Here is a 16292-nt window from a genome sequence, read left to right on the forward strand (position 1 = left end):
TAGGAGAAACGCACATGGCTGCCGAACTGACCCCCGAACAAAAAGCTGCCGATGCCAAGGCAGAAAAAATGGCCTGGGGTATCTGCGCCCTGGTCATTGTTGCGCTTGCAGGGGGGTTCCTGACCCTTGGCCTGCCCGGTGTAGGTCTGGTTGCGCTTGGGTTGGTTGCCGTGATCTATGTCCTGCTGATCATGATGGCTGGTGGCAAAGGCTGACCAACCGGAAATGGCATTAAGAAAGGCGCGCTCACCCGACGCAAGCCTCTTACCAAAAGTGTTGCAAGATGTCCGTTCTCGGGAGAATGTCAGGCCCCCGACGAAAAATGTTGAAACTTCACTTCGGTTGGTCGGCATACGGCCAACCCACCTATTAGAACCCTATATTGAGGACCTTACAGTCTTGGAGTGATGCAACAAGCTGCATCCCTTCTCGAATATATTTTCGATATATTACCAGCCACTATTTCTCCAGTGGAAGGGATCGTGCGCATCATCGGGAATGTCGATGCGATAGCTCTCTTGGTTTTCAATGAGGTAATCCCAAACCTCTTGTCGAACGATGTATGGCCACGCCAATACGCTATTGGTGCCACCAAGCTTCACCAGTAGGCCTTTCGAAACTAAGGGCGACAACTTTTGATCGTTAAACTCGGACGCAAATGCTTTGCGACCCGAGGTTACCAGATAAGCCAAAATTGCCTTTTCTGAATTTGGTGCAGCCTCGACCTCTCGCACAAGCTTTTTCCGAAGTTCTTTTTTGCTTTTGCGTCTTTTAATTGCCTTCCAGATGGTGATTGGGAGGTAAACAATATTTGCAACAAGAATACTGAAGGAAAACCCCTATCACGACAGCTATGGTCAGGAGAAGAACGGGGCTGCTTTCAAGGTAAGCAACCTTGAAATAGTCTCCTACTACGATGATTGAGCAGCCAACGAATGCCGCCAAGGCCGGAACCACCCGACTTGGAGCGCAGCAACAAAATCTTTCAAACTGGGCATAATTTCATCCAAAATGTAGTGGAGTTTCTTCAAAGATATAGATCACCTTTCGCATTTGCGAAAGCTCCGCAGAATACTTCCTGCGGAGCTTCAACATTTGCCCTAAGGGACAGACCGAAAAGGATACTTTTTTGTTTGGCATGAGATATTCACAGAGCTATCCCGGCGGCCTGAAACTGTTGGCGAATTAGGTTGGCCAGCTGGGTGAGACCGCGTTTTTCGACTTCTGCGACGAAAACGGACCACGGTGGAATATTGCTCATGTATGGCGGTTCGTCTGGGCCTGAATAAAGGCCGCCACCCGGGCCGGAATAGGCTCCGCCATCTGGACCTGTGTAGAGCCCACCATCTACGCCGGTGTAACGCCCACCTCCAACTCCACTATATTGATTTTTTGGCCACATTATTGATTTCTTGGCCACATTCTTTTGAATCCTTTTCTTTGAAAATCTCCCAGTAAATATGATGACTTATTGCCAATTTTGAAAGGGGTTTCAGGTGATCACATTCTATTTTCGCCAAAGTCACTTATTCTCCGAAGAGGTCCCTTTCGTAGATTTTTCCCTTGGCAATGCCCAGCTTCATTGCTGGCGTTTGTTTTGTTTTTCTCGTTCCCATCCAGTTATGGTGGAAACGGTAAATCTCGACGAGATTGACCATCATCTCCGGCTTGTACAGGTGATGACGATCCCAAAAGCGTCCATTCCCGCTGGGCGTGGCAACAGGACGCTCAGCCGCCTAGATGTTGCTCCTGATCTTGTGGAAATACGAGGCGACGCTGCGCAGGGTTGCCAAACGCATCAACCCGGCACTCCGTTCAACGGACATCGTCGCGCGATCTGTTCTCAAATGGACAACGCGGCTTCTCGACTGCCGCCGGTGGTTTCTTGCCGGGTGTCCAATGGTGAAGGTCGAACCACACCGTTTGCAACATAGGCGTTGGCTCCCTGCCTTGGTCTGCCCCGATTTTCGATACAGTTCCGGCCGCACACGGAACAATTTTCCATGAGAAGGGCAGTCTTCGTTCTTGCAGGATTGCCCTTTTCCATCAGGGCGTTGCAATCGCCTAGGCAGCGGCCTCATAAGACCCAGATGACTGTTGCGGCGATGTGGGCTGCTGCCAAGAAGGTTTGTTGGCATCGAAATGTTCGCAGGCTGAGTTGTCGCCAGTCCTTCAGTCGGTTGAACATGCGCTCGACGATGTTGCGGGTTTTGTAGAGGTCTGCGTCATATTCGAATTGCATTTTGCGGTTCTTGCGCGGTGGGATGCAGGCGGTTGCCTTGGCGTCGCTCAGCCAGTCGCGCAGGTGATTTGCGTCGTAACCTCGGTCTGCAATGACGGTGGTTCCCCTGGCAATATATGGCTCAAGGCATTGATTCGCATGGGTAATATCGGCTCGATGCCTGCGGTCAGATGCAGCTTTGAATTCAACCCGCCTTTTGTCTTGCCGATATCCCGTCCTTCGCCGGTGTTTTTTTGGCACCATTGGCTGCGATGCGATGGGTTTTGACATGGCTGGCGTCGATCATCAGCGTGGAAAGATCTGCCGTCTCCCGCGCCAAAGTTTCGAACACATGCTCGAAAACGCCTGCTTCAGACCAGCGTTTGTAGCGATTGCAGAGCGTCTTGGCGGGGCCATATTCCGGCGGCACACCCGACCAGCGATAGCCTCGCTGAATGCAGAAAATGATGCCCGATAACACGCGCCGGTCGTCGACACGCGGAACACCACGCGGCGTATTGGCGCGCGGCGTATTGGGCAGAAAGGGCCTGATTTTACTGTACTGTTCTTCGGTGAGCCAGAAATGTCAAAGATATGGAACCCTCCTAAGTCCACATCTTGAATCACATCAACGTTTATAGGTCTACGCCCTAGTTTTCTTCGAAAGGCGCTGCCTTCAATCCAGTCAAGCTTTGTGAGCATACTTCATCACACATTAACCATTCATCCTCATGCTGAAAGCACATTTCAAGAACACACTCTGAACGACAAGGGTTTACCATGATCGACAGCACAAATGAGGATATTTCCGCCAGCCTGACTGCTCTCTCGCACCCGCGGCGTATGGCCATTTTCCGCCTGCTCGCCGCCCAGCCCAAAGCAGAAATGTCCTTTCAGACCCTTCAGGCCGCCACCAAAATCCGAACCACTCCCCTGGTGCACCACCTGCGAGAGATGGAAAAAGCCTGGCTGCTTTCACGCCAACGCAAGGGGCAGGAAACCTACTACTCCCTCACCCCGGAAAGCCTCATGAGTTCGATGGACTGCCTGTTCGAAATTCTCAACATGCGATATCGGCGGGCCATAGATCTTGGTGTTGCTGCCTAAAGGGGGCCCGGCCTTCGCTCCTCAGACAAAAGCACATTGGCCTCAACATCCCCAACCCCAGGCAAAGTCATGATACGGCGACGCAAAACCCGTTCAAAATCGGCAAGGTCGCGCGCCACAACGCGCAGGCGATAGTCGTAAAGCCCAAGCACATGCTCAACCGTCTGCACTTCAGGAATGGCAGAAACGGCGCGTTCAAAATCTTCAAGGCTGACACGGCCTTTGGTGGCAAGTTTCACGCCGAGAAACACCGCCACCCCAAATCCAAGCGCCTCTCGGTCAAGATCCAACCGCCGGCCAGCCAGCACCCCCTCTTCAGTCAGGCGCCTGATCCGCCGCCAGGTGGCGGGTTGCGACAGCCCCACCTCGCGCCCCAGCGCCCCCGCGGATTTCGTTGCATCCTCTTCCAAGGCCCGAAGAAGCGTACGGTCGATGTCATCAAGCTCCATCATAGCGGCAAACCGTCATCATTCTTGATCCGCGCAACATGCATCAGGGCTTCAATATCGGCAATATGCGGAAGGGCGAGGATCTGGTTGCGATAAATCGACTGATAATGTGGCATATCACGCGCAATCACGGAGAGGCGCACATCCACCCGACCAAGGAATGTCTGGATCTCAATCACTTCGGAAATCGTGCGCGCCGCTTCGATGAAGTCATCAAATGCGCGCGGTTGGGTTTTGTCCAGCGTCACCCGCAGACTGACTTCTACCGCATATCCCAAAGCTTGCCAGTTGATCACCGCGCGCGGTCCACGCAGCACTTTGCGGTCACGCAGCCGCTCGATCCGCCGCGAGAGCCGGGCAGGTGAAAGCCCCAGCCGGTCCGCAAGGTCCGGTGTTGACATCATCGGATCCGCCTGCATCTGTCGCAGAATGCGTCGATCAAGATCATCGAGCATGATTTTTCCAGATTTTTCTATTCTTGCGCATGAACTATATCAACTATTCCAATTTTTCCAACCATTCTCATCTCGCATCCCAGATTGCACTGCCTATGATGCCCTCAGACACATTCCGCAACACGAACCGCGAGGGAAAATCATGCGCGTTTATTACGATCGCGATTGCGACATCAACCTGATCAAAGACAAGAAAGTGGCCATTCTGGGCTACGGTTCGCAAGGCCACGCCCACGCGCTGAACCTGCGCGATTCGGGTGCCAAGAACCTTGTGGTTGCCCTGCGCGAAGGCTCGGCCTCGGCCAAGAAAGCACAGGCCGAAGGTCTGGAAGTTATGGGCATCGCCGAAGCCGCTGCCTGGTGTGACCTGATCATGTTCACCATGCCCGATGAACTGCAGGCTGAAACCTACAAGAAATACGTTCACGACAACATCAAACCGGGCGCAGCCATCGCGTTTGCCCACGGTCTGAACGTCCACTTTGGCCTGATCGAGCCGAAAGAAGGCGTTGACGTGATCATGATGGCGCCGAAAGGCCCGGGTCACACCGTACGCGGCGAATACGTCAAAGGCGGCGGCGTTCCCTGCCTTGTTGCTGTTGACACCGACTCGACCGGCAAAGCGCTGGAAATCGGCCTGTCCTACTGCTCGGCCATCGGTGGTGGTCGTTCGGGCATCATCGAGACCAACTTCCGCGAAGAGTGCGAAACCGACCTCTTTGGCGAGCAGGCCGTTCTGTGCGGCGGCATCGTTGAGCTGATCCGTTGCGGCTTTGAGACCCTGGTTGAAGCCGGCTACGCTCCGGAAATGGCTTACTTCGAGTGTCTGCACGAAACCAAGCTGATCGTTGACCTGATCTATGAAGGCGGCATCGCAAACATGGATTACTCGATCTCGAACACTGCAGAATACGGCCAGTATGTGACCGGCCCGCGCATCCTGCCCTATGCGGCCACCAAGAAAGCCATGAAGGAATCGCTGGAAGACATCCAGACCGGTAAATTCGTGCGCGACTTCATGCTGGAAAACGCTGTTGGTCAGCCGACCATCAAAGCCGCCCGTCGCCACAATGACGAGCATCAGATCGAAGTTGTCGGCAAGAAGCTGCGCGACATGATGCCGTGGATCTCGGCCGGCAAGCTGGTTGACCAGGAAAAGAACTAAGACAGAGCGCGGGCTTTCCCCGCACTGTTGAAAGGCGTCCCAATTGGGGCGCCTTTTTTCATTCCCCACCGTTAGGTCAGCTTCTCCATAAAACACTGGCCCAACACGTAATACCAGCCGGGATCATACCCGGCATGTTGTGTTGACGCCTCATCGCCGAGGGCCTCCCATCCATCATGGATCAGATCAATCTCGGTCTGGGTGGCCAGTTGAACAAACCGCAGCTGAACCCGAGTGGCCTGCCCCGGATCGCGGCCGGGATGCCAGGAAAATACGACCCTGGATGGCGCATCCCAATGCAGCACCCGCCCCCAAAGTGCCTCGCCCCCCTTTGGCAGGACCTCATATATCCGGCCCCCTTCCCGGGTTTCGAAATGCACCTCTTGCGGTAGGCCCCCCATATTTGCCGAGACGGAATGGGTCGCGACAGGCCACCCAATTGCCAAGCCCAAGCGTAAAGAACTCAAACAGTTCTTCGCGCGGCAGGGGGGAGCGGACAGTTTTGATGATCGGCGGCAACATAGCAGTCTCCTGCCCCATCTTACGCCATTTTCGCCCATTGGTCACTTGCACCCCGGCGGACGAATTCGCTTTTACAAGAAATACCAATATGCCAGATGTCGGGGCATGACACATCCTACCCGCCTCGACTGGTTCATCCTTGCCATACTTGGCCTGTTTTTTGGGGCAAGCTTCATGGGGGTTTCCGTCGCCCTTCAAGGGTTTGGCCCGCTCAGCATCGCAGCCTATCGCATCGCTCTAGGGGCGTTTTTGCTGGTTGTGTTCGCAAAAGCAAGCGGACGACGCATGCCGGCCCTCTCTGCTCCAAATGGTGTTGCCATCTGGGCGGCGGCGATCGCGATGGGGGCCTTTTCCAATGCCATTCCGTTTTTCCTGCTGGGCTGGGCGCAGGCCTATGTCGCGTCAGGATTTGCCGGGGTGTCGATGGCGGCTATGCCTCTGATCACCCTTATTCTGGCCCATTTCCTTGTGTCAGGAGAACGCATCACGCTGCGCCGCCTGATTGGCATCCTGATCGGGCTTGCCGGGGTTTTGGTGCTAATCGGCCCGTCTGCCTTTGAAAGCACAGGGCTGGCGCTGGAAAACACCGCCCGTCTTGTCTGTCTGGCGGCCGGGACCTGTTATGCAATCGGCTCCATCATCGCACGCCTCTGCCCAGATGTGGATCGCCGCGCATTTGCAGCCACGACCCTTGTGGCAGCGACCGTAATGATTGTGCCCGTGGCCCTGTGGCAAGAGGGGATACCGCGCGAATTGCCCCCCGCCCTACCGGTGCTTTCCGTGATCCTTCTGGGGATTTTTCCAACGGCACTTACCCAGATTCTGCTGGTGATCCTTGTGCGGCGGGCAGGCCCCACTTTTCTCAGCCTGGTCAATTACCAAGTGCCGCTCTGGGCTCTTTTCCTGGGGGCGGTCCTGTTGGGGGAGGCGCTGCCCTCCAGCCTGATCTGGGCAATGATCCTGATCCTGATCGGTGTGGCGATCAGTCAACTCGGCGCCCTGACCCGATTGTTTGCGCGCGGCTGACACTTAAACATTTTCAATCTTTACAAAGAAATAAGGCGACGTATTTGGCGCCGCCTTTACATTTTCGAACATATACACGGATACCCCCAAGATCAGGACACCGCGGCCTCAACCTCGGCAACAATCCCTTCGACCACCTCAGACAACAGCCTTTCATCCTCGCATTCCACCATCACGCGGATCAGGGGTTCGGTCCCGGACTTGCGGATCAACAGCCGTCCCTTGCCCTCAAGCAGCCCTTCCGCGTCCGAGATCGCGGCCTGAACGCTGGAGATTTCAAGGGGGGGCTGCCCGGCACCGTAGCGCACGTTTTTCAACAGCTGCGGCACGGTTTCAAACATCTGGCACAGCTCAGACGCAGGGCGCCCAGTCTCAACCATCGCGGCCAGAAACTGGATCCCGGCCAGCAGGCCGTCGCCGGTGGTGGCATAATCGCTCATCACGATATGGCCGGATTGTTCGCCGCCCAGATTATACCCACCCGCGCGCATCGCCTCAACCACGTGCCGGTCCCCGACCTTGGTGCGCAGAAGATCCAACCCTTGCCCCTGCAAAAACCGCTCCAGCCCAAGATTGGACATGACCGTCGCCACCAAAGTGCCCCCTTTGAGCATTCCCTGGCGCGCCCAATGACTGGCAAACATGGCCATGATCTGATCGCCATCTGCCACCCGGCCCGTCTCGTCGATGATCATGATCCGATCGGCATCTCCGTCCAGGCAGATCCCCAGATCCGCACCCGTCTCAACTACGGTTTTCGCCGCAAGCGCCGTGTCGGTCGATCCACAGCCCTTGTTGATGTTGGTCCCGTCAGGGGATACACCGACCGTCACGATATCGGCCCCCAGCTCCCAAAGCGCGTCTGGCGCGGTGCGATAGGCCGCCCCGTTGGCGCAATCCACCACGACCTTGATCCCGCTCAGGCGTTTCTGCGCGGGGAAGGTGGTTTTCAGATATTCGGTATAGCGCTGGCGCGCTTCTTCGATCCGCTTGGCCCGCCCGATATTCTGCGGCTGCACCGGGTCAACACTAGCCTGCACCAGCCGCTCAATCTCGGCCTCATCCGCATCAGACAGTTTGAAGCCGTCGGGGCCGAAAAACTTGATCCCATTGTCGTGAAACGGGTTATGCGAGGCCGAGATCATGATCCCCAGATCTGCCCGCATCGAATGCGTCATGCGTCCAACCGCCGGTGTCGGCACCGGCCCCAGCAGCAGCACGTTCATACCGGTTGAGGTCAGCCCAGCGGTCAGGGCGTTTTCGATCATATACCCCGACAGGCGCGTGTCCTTACCGATGACAACCCGATGCCCGTTGGATCCGTCCCGACGAAAATGTCGCCCGGCCGCGGCCCCCAGTTTCAGCGCCATTTCCGCCGTCATCGGCCAGCTATTGGCCAATCCACGCACCCCATCCGTGCCAAACAGTTTTTCCGTCACAACGCGTCCCTCGTCATCAATACGTTTTGCAATCGCAATGCCTGTGCCGTTTCCCGTACATCATGCACGCGAAGAATATGTGCCCCCTGCCGGACCCCATCCAGGGCCACGGCGATAGAGCCGGGCGCGCGGTCTTTTGCCTCATCCGCACGGCCCAGCGCCCCGATGAAGCGCTTGCGCGATACACCCAGCAGGATCGGCAGTCCCAGATCATGTAGCAAGGCCAGCGCGCGCAGCAAAATCACATTGTGCTGCAGTGTTTTACCAAACCCAATTCCCGGATCGGTGATAATGCGATCCCGGCGGATCCCCGCTGCCTCAGCCAGGGCAATCCGAGCTTCGAGATGTTCCAGCACCTCAAACGTGACATCCTCATACCGCGGGTCATCCTGCATGTTTTCAGGCAGCCCCTTGGCATGCATCAGGCACACGGGCACATCGCGTTCCGCAACGAGATGGGCAAGCTCCGGGTCAAATTCGAACGCCGAGACATCGTTCACCATATCCGCCCCCGCCTCCAGCGCCGCCTCAGCCACTGCGGATTTGCGGGTATCGATTGAGATCGGCGTCGTGATGCCAGCATCCCGCAGGGCACGGATCACAGGCGCGGTGCGGCGGATTTCTTCCGCCACATCAACTTCCAGAGCGCCGGGTCGGGTGCTTTCCCCTCCGATATCGAGGATATCCACATCCCCCTCCATCGCCCGCGCCCGTGCCACGGCGGCACTGACCGTGGCCAGATCCCCCCCGTCGGAAAAGCTGTCTGGGGTAACGTTCAGGATCCCCATCACACGCGGTTGATCCAGCGACAGTCCGGCGATTGCGACACGCGGCGACGAGAGCCGGGCAAGCACCTCTTGCGGGCAATCGTCAAGCATCATCACCCCCGATGCCCCCGTGCGGTCACGCCACATCACCTGATCAAACCAGAGATCCGCAGACCCAGCGAGCGAGCGCCCGGAATACGGCGCGCCCATGCGCGGGATCGGTTGGTAGCGCCGGGTCACAGCGCGCGCTCCAGCCCGTCTGCGTCTGAAATCTGGCAAGCGGATGCCGCTCCCAGCTCCTGCCCGAGCCATTCGAGCAGGGTTTCGGGCCTCAGCTCCGCTGGGCCATCAACCGCATCCATAACCATCTTGGTTGGCGCCCAGACAGAGATCTGTCCGTTTTTCATCCCCCAATCCAGCTCTGTTCGCGTCCCCACCGCCTTCATGCGCGGATCACGGGCCGCGAGCACGCAGGCGTTTTGCTCAATGGCCAGCAGGTCGATGCGGCGCTGGCTGGATGGGTCCTGAACCTGCGGGACAGGCCCCTCGCCGGGGCCAACCAGCAGCACAACCGGGGCTGCCTCCTGTTCCCAGAGATCAAGGGCATTGGTCAGCCCGGGGGCGACGATGGCCCCTGCCCCCAGATGGATCAGGCGCGGGCGGGGCGCCTCAGTCGGAGACACGGCCTGTTGCCCGGTTCGGCCACGCACAATCTCAACCCCGAGATTACCTGGCCCCCGGTCGAGCTTTTCGATCCGCACAAAGACGCGCAGCGGCTGCGGTTCGCGCAAAATCCGCTCAGCAATGCGTTCCGCAAGGGTTTCCAGCAGGTTCAGCCGCTCCGCGGCAAGCTCAGCCGTGATGGCTTCGGTCACCGCGTCATAGGACAGGATGTCATCCACATCATCGGTTTGCGCGCCCGTGCTGGGCCCCACCTCGACCACAACCGAAAATCGAAGCCTCTGGGTGACGTCACGCTCCGCCTGAAAGGCACCAATTTCAACCTCAACCGTATGATCCCGCACCGAGATCCGGTCTGGCGGGTTGGGGCCGCCCATCTCGATGGCGCGCGCTTCAAGCGGCTGAAAGGCTGTGCTGTTGTCCATAGCGGTGCTGATCCCATACTGCGCAAATGATTTGCGCAATAATGCCTGAAAACGCCACCAAAAGACCAGCCGGTTCCGACAGGCCAAGGCGGGAAAGCGCACCCAGAAAAGGGATCAGTTGGACGACACGCGCACCGGCATCTTGTAAAAACGGTGCACGCCGATATTTGCGGTGCGCTCAAACCGTTTGGCCCATTTCGGGTTCACCGCCGTGGTATGGTAATGGGTGGCGCCTTTGGTCAGGCTGCGCGGTGCGCCGTCAATCATTGCCCGGGCCACTTTTCCGACATTTTCATAGGCTTTGGGTTCGCGGATCACCTCGGCCCGCCCGTCGCAGGTATAGGTGAACTGGCATTGGTATTTCCGGCCGGTCCCCTGATTGACAACGCCGCAGATCGAATTCGGGAAACGGGCATTATCCACACGGTTCAGGATCACCTCAGCCACCGCAAACTGACCTTTCACGCTTTCCCCACGCGCCTCAAAATATAGCGCCTCGGTCAGGCATTGCCATTGCTCTCCACCGCGCGCCTTGGGCTGGGCTGCCAGCCATTTGCGACTATAGAGGTTGGCCGCGCCGCTCTCGGATGGATCTGCGTCCAGACTGGCCAGTTTCTCAATTTGGTCTTCCGGCATGGCTTCCAGGCCCGCGCGCTCTTTCTGAAACAGCTTGGTGAACAGCAGGACCATCGGGTTTTCATCCCCGGTCGCAGCTACAGTCTCGCGTCCGGCACCATCGGCATCGGCAACAAGGGACAAAGGCGCGGCGGCCAGAACCGATCCGAGTGCGATCGCACGCAACAGGGTCGTTACATTGGTTTTCAGCATTTCGCCCACTCCAGTTCCACTAAGATCCATCCAGGATGGCCAGTTGACGAGGCGATCTACGCGAAAAACCCCTTCACGTCCAGTGCGACGAAATATCCCGCCCTACTGGTCGCTGTTTCATGCCGAGAAATTTATGCTGCACCGCAACATATTGTGGGTGGTCAGCCCCCTCCCCCCAGTTTGGCGGCAACCGCCAAATGCGCGGCCGCCAGCCGGGCGACGGGCACACGGAAGGGGGAACAGGACACATAAGAGAAGCCTTTGTCGCGGCAAAAGCGGATTGATTCGGGGTTACCGCCATGTTCACCACAAATCGAAAGGGTCAGATCCGGATCTTCTTCACGCCCCCTCTGCGCCCCGATTTCCAGAAGTTCACCCACCCCGTCCGTGTCGAGAACATGAAACGGATCCTCTTCAAAAACGCCTTGCCTGACATATTCCCCCATGAACCGCCCCGCATCATCGCGCGACAGACCATAGGTCATCTGGGTCAGGTCGTTGGTCCCGAAGGACAGGAAATGCACATGTTTGGCGATTTCCCCCGCCTGCAGCGCAGCACGGGGCGTTTCAACCATCACCCCGAGCCGATAGGTGAATTCTTCGCCGCGTTCGATCCGAACCGCCGCCGCAACCGCATCAATGCGCGCCTTGACGATTTCCACCTCACGTTTCGCAGATACCAGCGGGATCATGATTTCCGGCACCACCGGCTTTCCAGATTTGGAGGCATCCAGCGTGGCTTCAAAGATGGCGCGGGCCTGCATGTCATAGATTTCCGGCACAGTGACCCCAAGGCGCACGCCACGCATCCCCAGCATCGGGTTGAATTCGCGCAGGCCAGCCACGCGACGTTCCACCGCTGACATGCCAAGACCCAAAGCCTCCGCCAGTTCACGGATCCCTTCACGACCATGCGGCAGGAACTCGTGCAGCGGCGGGTCGAACAGGCGGATGCAGACCGGCAGCCCCTGCATGATCTCAAACAGTTCGGTGAAATCCGCCCGCTGCATCGGCAGCAGACGGGCGAGGGCCGCGCGCCGGTCTTCGGATTGGTCCGCAAAGATCATCTCGCGCATGGCCAGCAGACGATCATCGTCAAAAAACATGTGTTCCGTCCGGCAAAGACCGATGCCCTCTGCCGCGAACATCCGTGCATTGCGCGCATCTGGCGGCGTGTCCGCATTGGTGCGCACACCGATGTCCCGAAACTCATCCGCCCAGGACATCAGGGTCTGAAAACTCTCGCCCAATTCGGGTGGCAACATGCCAACCGCCCCGAACAAGACCTCGCCCTTGGCGCCATCAATGGTGATCACATCCCCTTCGCGCAGCTCGCGCCCCTGGGCGGAAATGATCTTTTTATTCTTCTTTTCCAACGTCATACCGTTGGCCCCCACCACACAGGGCAGACCGAGGCCGCGGGCGATCACCGCGGCATGGCTGGTGATGCCACCACGGATGGTCAGGATCCCCCGGGCGGCATGCATACCGCGAATATCCTCGGGGCTGGTTTCCCGGCGCACCAAGATACAATCCTCGCCCTGCGCGGCCATGGCCTGGGCGTCGCGGGCGGAAAAGACGATCTTACCGGTTGCAGCACCCGGGCTTGCAGCGATGCCCGACACAAACACGTCGCGCGCGCCTTCGGGATCGACCTGACTGTGCAGGAGTTCGGTCAGGGCGCGGGGTGGGATACGCATCACCGCCTCTTCACGGGTGATGATCCCCTCTTTTGCCATCTGCACCGCGATACGCACATTGGCACGTTCACTGCGGGCAACTCTCACCGCATCGAGGATAAACAACTCCTCATTGTCGATGGTAAACTCGACCTCCATCTCCTCGCGCAACCGGGTCCGGCACAGGTCGCCACAATCCAGAAGCGCCTGGAACATGTCCGGCAAGACCTCTTCGATCGAGCGCCCGCGCGGATCACGGGTCAGATACATCACATCGCGGTCATCCGCATCCGTCAGCGCATCGCGCCCCTGGCTTTTGCACAGGTAGCGCCCGCGCAGCTCTCGGTGGCCGGTCTGGCCGTTCACGAACTGGATCACGCCAGAGCCACAGATATCACGCCCAACCCCAAGCGCCATCTGCTGCACAACAAGGCCAAGCCCCGCATCCGCAGGCGCGCCTTTGGCTTCGCGCAAAAGCCGCGCCGTGGTGCCCTGCCAGGCCCGCGACATGGAGCGCAGCACCTCGGTCAGTTGCACTTTGGGGTCTTGCGGAAAATAGCTGTCCGTTTCTTCTTCATAAAGGTCGAGTGCTGCCTGAACCGTGTCAGCCGTGGGCTGCGAAAACTCATCAAATTCGTCCGGGTCCAGCCGCCAGACATGCACCGCATAGGCCTGGATAAAGCGCAGGTAAAGCGCGTGTGCAGCCATTTCCCCGTGTGTTTCCATGAGCTTGGCGTGAACCACGTCATTCATCCCGATATTCAGGATCGCACCGGGCCCGCCCCAGTCGGAATCTTCCGATGACGGCCGCACCGAGACCAGAGGGTCGGAACCAAAGCGCGCCAGCATCGCATCCAGATCGGGCATTTCCCCGGCGGACACCGCCCGCACCGCATCGAAAGACAGCGCCATGGTGCGCGGCACCGGCATATCGAGCCGGATCAGCCGTTGCAGGCATTTCGCCCGGCCACCATGTTGTGACACATGGATATCCGCCGTTGGGGTAATTTCCGTAAATCCGAGATCGCTCATAATTCTGCACCGCAGCAAGGGGTTTTGCTCAGCATAGCAAGGGCTGTGCATCACACAAGGGGCGTGGGTGTGGAAAAGGAGGAAAGGGGCGCTGCCCCTCGCGCTACGCGCTCACCCCGAGGTATTTGGGGCAAGAAAAAGGGCGCCGGAATTTGCGGCGCCCCTTGTGGTTTTACCCTTCGACCTTGGTGAGATCGGCCACCGAAAGGCAGATTTGTCGGATCCGCGACAGGAGGTTCAGGCGGTTGCGGCGGATAATTTCATTCTCGGTGTTGATCTGCACCGCCTCGAAGAAAGCATCAATGGGCGCGCGCAGGGCGGCCATCGAGGTCATGGCGGCGGCGAAATCTTCGGTCTGCATGGCCGGTTGTATCGCGGCCTCGGCGGTATCAAGGGCTGCGAAGAGGGCTTTTTCGCTGTCATCCTCAGCAAATTTCACATCCGCGCCGTAGGAATACTCCACCCCGTCTTTTTCCTCGGCCTGGGTCAGGATGTTGTTGGCACGTTTGAAGCCTTGCAGCAGGTTTTCCCCATCATCGGTCTTGAGCAGCCCCGACAGCGCCTCGGCCCGTTTGACCAGCAAGGTAAGGTCATCATTTCCGGGCATGGCAAGGCAGGCGTCGATCACGTCGTGGCGGATGCCTTGGTCCTTCAAGTAGACCTTGAGGCGGTCATGGAAGAAGGAGAGGAGATTGCTGCGTTGGGGGTCAAAACTATTCAGCCATTTTTCGACTTTATCCTTCTCAGCGTACAGATCTGCCAACTCATCAGCTTGTTGAGCTATATGCCTAAACTTTGCCGCAGGTCTGATTGGATAACCCTCGCTAATGCGTTTAACTAGATCGCTCCCATCTTCTCCCACTTTAATAACAATATGTTCTGGAAGGCTGTCGCCATACTCCCAACTATTATGGATTTCAGAATAGACAGAGTTCTTGAGCCTTTCGACCCTCGGCATATCGCTGATCGCTTGGCTCTCTTTCGCCAGACCTGATAGCCCCACACGATGACCATTCTCCAGCACCAGACGAATAACCCCCAGCGCGGCGCGGCGGAGCGCAAAGGGGTCTTTTGATCCGGTGGGTTTCTCGTCGATGGCCCAGAAGCCGGTCAGCGTGTCGAGCTTATCGGCCAGTGCGACAGCCACCGAGGTGGGGGCCGAGGGCACATCATCGGACGGGCCAAGCGGTGAATAATGTTCGGTTGCGGCATTGGCGACCTCAACCGGGTGGCCTGCGGGGCCTGCGTAATACTTGCCCATCAGGCCTTGCAGTTCCGGGAATTCATAGACCATTTCCGAGCTGAGATCGGCCTTGGCCCAGCGCGCGGCGCGCTCGGACAGGTCGGGATCAGCCCCGATGGAGGGGGCGATGGCACGAGCGAGGCTCGCGATCCGGTCGATCCGCGCGGCCTGTGTGCCCAGCTTGTTGTGGAAGGTCACGTTGGTCAGGCTATCAAGCCATTTCTGCCCACCGGCCTCGGCTTCGCGAATGTCGTTTTCCCAGAAGAATTTCGCGTCTGCCAGGCGGGCAAACAGCACTTTTTGATTGCCGGCCAGAATGGTTGCGCCATTGTCGGCGGTCTCCACATTGGCGACGGTGATGAACTTCTCGATCCGGTCGGTTTTCGGGTTCTTGACCGAGAAGAATTTCTGGTGTTCACGCATCGACGTTTGCAGCACTTCGGGCGGCAGGGGGATGAAATCATCGGCAATATCGCCCATCAGCACGACGGGCCATTCCACCAGACCGGCCACTTCACGCAAAAGAGCGGTGTCTTCCACGATCTCCAACCCCTGTGCGAAAGCTGCGTTCTTGGCATCTTCCCAGATATGATCTGCACGCTCCTGCGGGTCGAGAACCACCTTGGCGGATTTCAGCTTGGTGGCGTAATCTTCAAACCCGGAGACGGTGATTGTGCCCGGCGCCATGAAGCGATGCCCCTGGGTCGTGTCCCCCGAGCGGATCCCGTCAACCTCCATCGGCACCACCTCGGCCCCGGCCTCATCGCTGAGGATACAAAGGATCGAATGCAGCGGGCGCACCCATTTCAAGCTGCCACTGCCCCAGCGCATCGACTTGGGCCAGGGGAAGTTGCGAATGGTTTTTTCCAGCACTTCGGCAATGATCTCAGCCGCCGGGCGGCCCTTGTTTTCGATCATTGCAAAATAGACCGGCCCTTTCGGCGTGTCGCGTTCCACCAGCTGATCACGGGTCAGGCCCGCGCCGCGCAGGAAGCCCTCAATCGCCTTGTCCGGTGCGCCCACCTTGGGGCCCTTGCGTTCTTCGCGCGTGTCAGGCGAGGCGGCAAGCAGACCGTCAATCGCCAGCGTCAGGCGACGCGGCGTGGACAGCGCATGGGCACCAGCATAGGTCAGACCGGCCTCGACCAGACCGTCAGTCACGAGTTTCTTCAGATCCTGGGCCGCGCGGGTTTGCATCCGGGCGGGGATTTCTTCGGAGAAGAGTTCAATCAGCAGGTCAGGCATTGGGTCTC

The 16292-nt window shown here is 58.2% G+C and carries 15 protein-coding genes and 1 pseudogene; 5 read left to right on the forward strand and 11 right to left on the reverse strand.

Features of this window, described 5'->3' with window-relative positions; translation table 11 throughout:
* Nucleotides 1-14 precede the first annotated feature (14 nt).
* Nucleotides 15-215: a hypothetical protein gene (locus AKJ29_RS08635; protein ID WP_055189887.1), complete on the forward strand. Its 201-nt coding sequence runs from the start codon at nucleotides 15-17 to the stop codon at nucleotides 213-215.
* Nucleotides 216-449: 234 nt separating this feature from the next.
* Here the strand turns inward: AKJ29_RS08635 and AKJ29_RS08640 are convergent, their stop codons facing one another.
* Nucleotides 450-824, reverse strand: a complete 375-nt coding sequence (locus AKJ29_RS08640) for a hypothetical protein (protein WP_409360025.1) — start codon at nucleotides 822-824, stop codon at nucleotides 450-452.
* 672 nt (nucleotides 825-1496) lie between these two features.
* Here AKJ29_RS08640 and AKJ29_RS19255 point away from each other — a divergent pair.
* Complete coding sequence (locus AKJ29_RS19255) at nucleotides 1497-1934, forward strand: hypothetical protein (protein WP_139231437.1); 438 nt, start codon at nucleotides 1497-1499, stop codon at nucleotides 1932-1934.
* 143 nt (nucleotides 1935-2077) lie between these two features.
* On the opposite strand, the pseudogene AKJ29_RS18685 reads toward AKJ29_RS19255, so the two are convergent.
* Nucleotides 2078-2774, reverse strand: a pseudogene (locus AKJ29_RS18685) (IS5 family transposase).
* Nucleotides 2775-3001: 227 nt separating this feature from the next.
* Between AKJ29_RS18685 and AKJ29_RS08650 the strand changes: the two are divergent.
* Nucleotides 3002-3328 (forward strand): ArsR/SmtB family transcription factor, encoded by a 327-nt coding sequence (locus AKJ29_RS08650; protein WP_055189894.1) that lies wholly within the window; start codon nucleotides 3002-3004, stop codon nucleotides 3326-3328.
* On the opposite strand, the gene AKJ29_RS08655 is transcribed toward AKJ29_RS08650, so the two are convergent.
* Both AKJ29_RS08655 and AKJ29_RS08660 read right to left on the reverse strand, forming a co-directional pair.
* Nucleotides 3325-3780: an Lrp/AsnC family transcriptional regulator gene (locus AKJ29_RS08655; protein WP_055189896.1), complete on the reverse strand. Its 456-nt coding sequence runs from the start codon at nucleotides 3778-3780 to the stop codon at nucleotides 3325-3327. The two genes, AKJ29_RS08650 and AKJ29_RS08655, sit on opposite strands and share 4 nt — an antisense overlap.
* Nucleotides 3777-4232 (reverse strand): Lrp/AsnC family transcriptional regulator, encoded by a 456-nt coding sequence (locus AKJ29_RS08660; protein ID WP_055189898.1) that lies wholly within the window; start codon nucleotides 4230-4232, stop codon nucleotides 3777-3779. The genes AKJ29_RS08655 and AKJ29_RS08660 overlap by 4 nt, the downstream gene beginning before the upstream one ends.
* Here AKJ29_RS08660 and ilvC point away from each other — a divergent pair.
* On the forward strand, nucleotides 4231-5397 hold the full coding sequence (gene ilvC / locus AKJ29_RS08665; protein ID WP_261172603.1) for a ketol-acid reductoisomerase: 1167 nt from the start codon (nucleotides 4231-4233) through the stop codon (nucleotides 5395-5397). The two genes, AKJ29_RS08660 and ilvC, sit on opposite strands and share 2 nt — an antisense overlap.
* A 71-nt stretch (nucleotides 5398-5468) precedes the next feature.
* On the opposite strand, the gene AKJ29_RS08670 is transcribed toward ilvC, so the two are convergent.
* A complete protein-coding gene (locus AKJ29_RS08670; protein WP_161805389.1) occupies nucleotides 5469-5843 on the reverse strand; it encodes an SRPBCC domain-containing protein in 375 nt (124 codons plus the stop codon).
* Nucleotides 5844-6024: 181 nt separating this feature from the next.
* Here AKJ29_RS08670 and AKJ29_RS08675 point away from each other — a divergent pair, with 181 nt between their 5' ends.
* Nucleotides 6025-6945 (forward strand): DMT family transporter, encoded by a 921-nt coding sequence (locus AKJ29_RS08675; RefSeq protein WP_055189903.1) that lies wholly within the window; start codon nucleotides 6025-6027, stop codon nucleotides 6943-6945.
* 92 nt (nucleotides 6946-7037) lie between these two features.
* Here AKJ29_RS08675 and glmM read toward each other — a convergent pair whose 3' ends face one another.
* From glmM to glyS, 6 genes are all read right to left on the reverse strand, one after another.
* Nucleotides 7038-8384 (reverse strand): phosphoglucosamine mutase, encoded by a 1347-nt coding sequence (glmM, locus tag AKJ29_RS08680; RefSeq protein WP_055189905.1) that lies wholly within the window; start codon nucleotides 8382-8384, stop codon nucleotides 7038-7040.
* Complete coding sequence (gene folP / locus AKJ29_RS08685) at nucleotides 8381-9361, reverse strand: dihydropteroate synthase (protein ID WP_055190525.1); 981 nt, start codon at nucleotides 9359-9361, stop codon at nucleotides 8381-8383. The genes glmM and folP overlap by 4 nt, the downstream gene beginning before the upstream one ends.
* Before the next feature lie 26 nt (nucleotides 9362-9387).
* Nucleotides 9388-10257, reverse strand: a complete 870-nt coding sequence (locus AKJ29_RS08690) for a dihydroneopterin aldolase (protein WP_055189907.1) — start codon at nucleotides 10255-10257, stop codon at nucleotides 9388-9390.
* A 114-nt stretch (nucleotides 10258-10371) separates the two neighbouring features.
* Entirely contained in the window at nucleotides 10372-11115 is a 744-nt protein-coding gene (locus AKJ29_RS08695; RefSeq protein WP_409360021.1) for a cell wall hydrolase, read from the reverse strand.
* Nucleotides 11116-11246: 131 nt separating this feature from the next.
* A complete protein-coding gene (ppdK, locus tag AKJ29_RS08700; protein WP_055189909.1) occupies nucleotides 11247-13796 on the reverse strand; it encodes a pyruvate, phosphate dikinase in 2550 nt (849 codons plus the stop codon).
* A 172-nt stretch (nucleotides 13797-13968) separates the two neighbouring features.
* On the reverse strand, nucleotides 13969-16284 hold the full coding sequence (gene glyS / locus AKJ29_RS08705; RefSeq protein ID WP_055189911.1) for a glycine--tRNA ligase subunit beta: 2316 nt from the start codon (nucleotides 16282-16284) through the stop codon (nucleotides 13969-13971).
* Between the last annotated feature and the right edge of the window lie 8 nt (nucleotides 16285-16292).

Origin of the sequence: Aliiroseovarius crassostreae (assembly GCF_001307765.1) — a bacterium.
Taxonomy (GTDB): domain Bacteria; phylum Pseudomonadota; class Alphaproteobacteria; order Rhodobacterales; family Rhodobacteraceae; genus Aliiroseovarius; species Aliiroseovarius crassostreae.

Bases quoted from the DNA above. Each gene is read 5' to 3' on its own strand.
- AKJ29_RS08650 (WP_055189894.1), top strand. From the start codon at position 3,002: ATGATCGACAGCACAAATGAGGATATTTCCGCCAGCCTGACTGCTCTC.
- AKJ29_RS08655 (WP_055189896.1), bottom strand. From the start codon at position 3,780: ATGATGGAGCTTGATGACATCGACCGTACGCTTCTTCGGGCCTTGGAA.
- AKJ29_RS08660 (WP_055189898.1), bottom strand. From the start codon at position 4,232: ATGCTCGATGATCTTGATCGACGCATTCTGCGACAGATGCAGGCGGAT.
- ppdK (WP_055189909.1), bottom strand. From the start codon at position 13,796: ATGAGCGATCTCGGATTTACGGAAATTACCCCAACGGCGGATATCCAT.
- AKJ29_RS08635 (WP_055189887.1), top strand. From the start codon at position 15: ATGGCTGCCGAACTGACCCCCGAACAAAAAGCTGCCGATGCCAAGGCA.
- glyS (WP_055189911.1), bottom strand. From the start codon at position 16,284: ATGCCTGACCTGCTGATTGAACTCTTCTCCGAAGAAATCCCCGCCCGG.
- folP (WP_055190525.1), bottom strand. From the start codon at position 9,361: ATGGGCGCGCCGTATTCCGGGCGCTCGCTCGCTGGGTCTGCGGATCTC.
- AKJ29_RS08690 (WP_055189907.1), bottom strand. From the start codon at position 10,257: ATGGACAACAGCACAGCCTTTCAGCCGCTTGAAGCGCGCGCCATCGAG.
- AKJ29_RS08675 (WP_055189903.1), top strand. From the start codon at position 6,025: ATGACACATCCTACCCGCCTCGACTGGTTCATCCTTGCCATACTTGGC.
- ilvC (WP_261172603.1), top strand. From the start codon at position 4,231: ATGATTTTTCCAGATTTTTCTATTCTTGCGCATGAACTATATCAACTA.
- AKJ29_RS08695 (WP_409360021.1), bottom strand. From the start codon at position 11,115: ATGGATCTTAGTGGAACTGGAGTGGGCGAAATGCTGAAAACCAATGTA.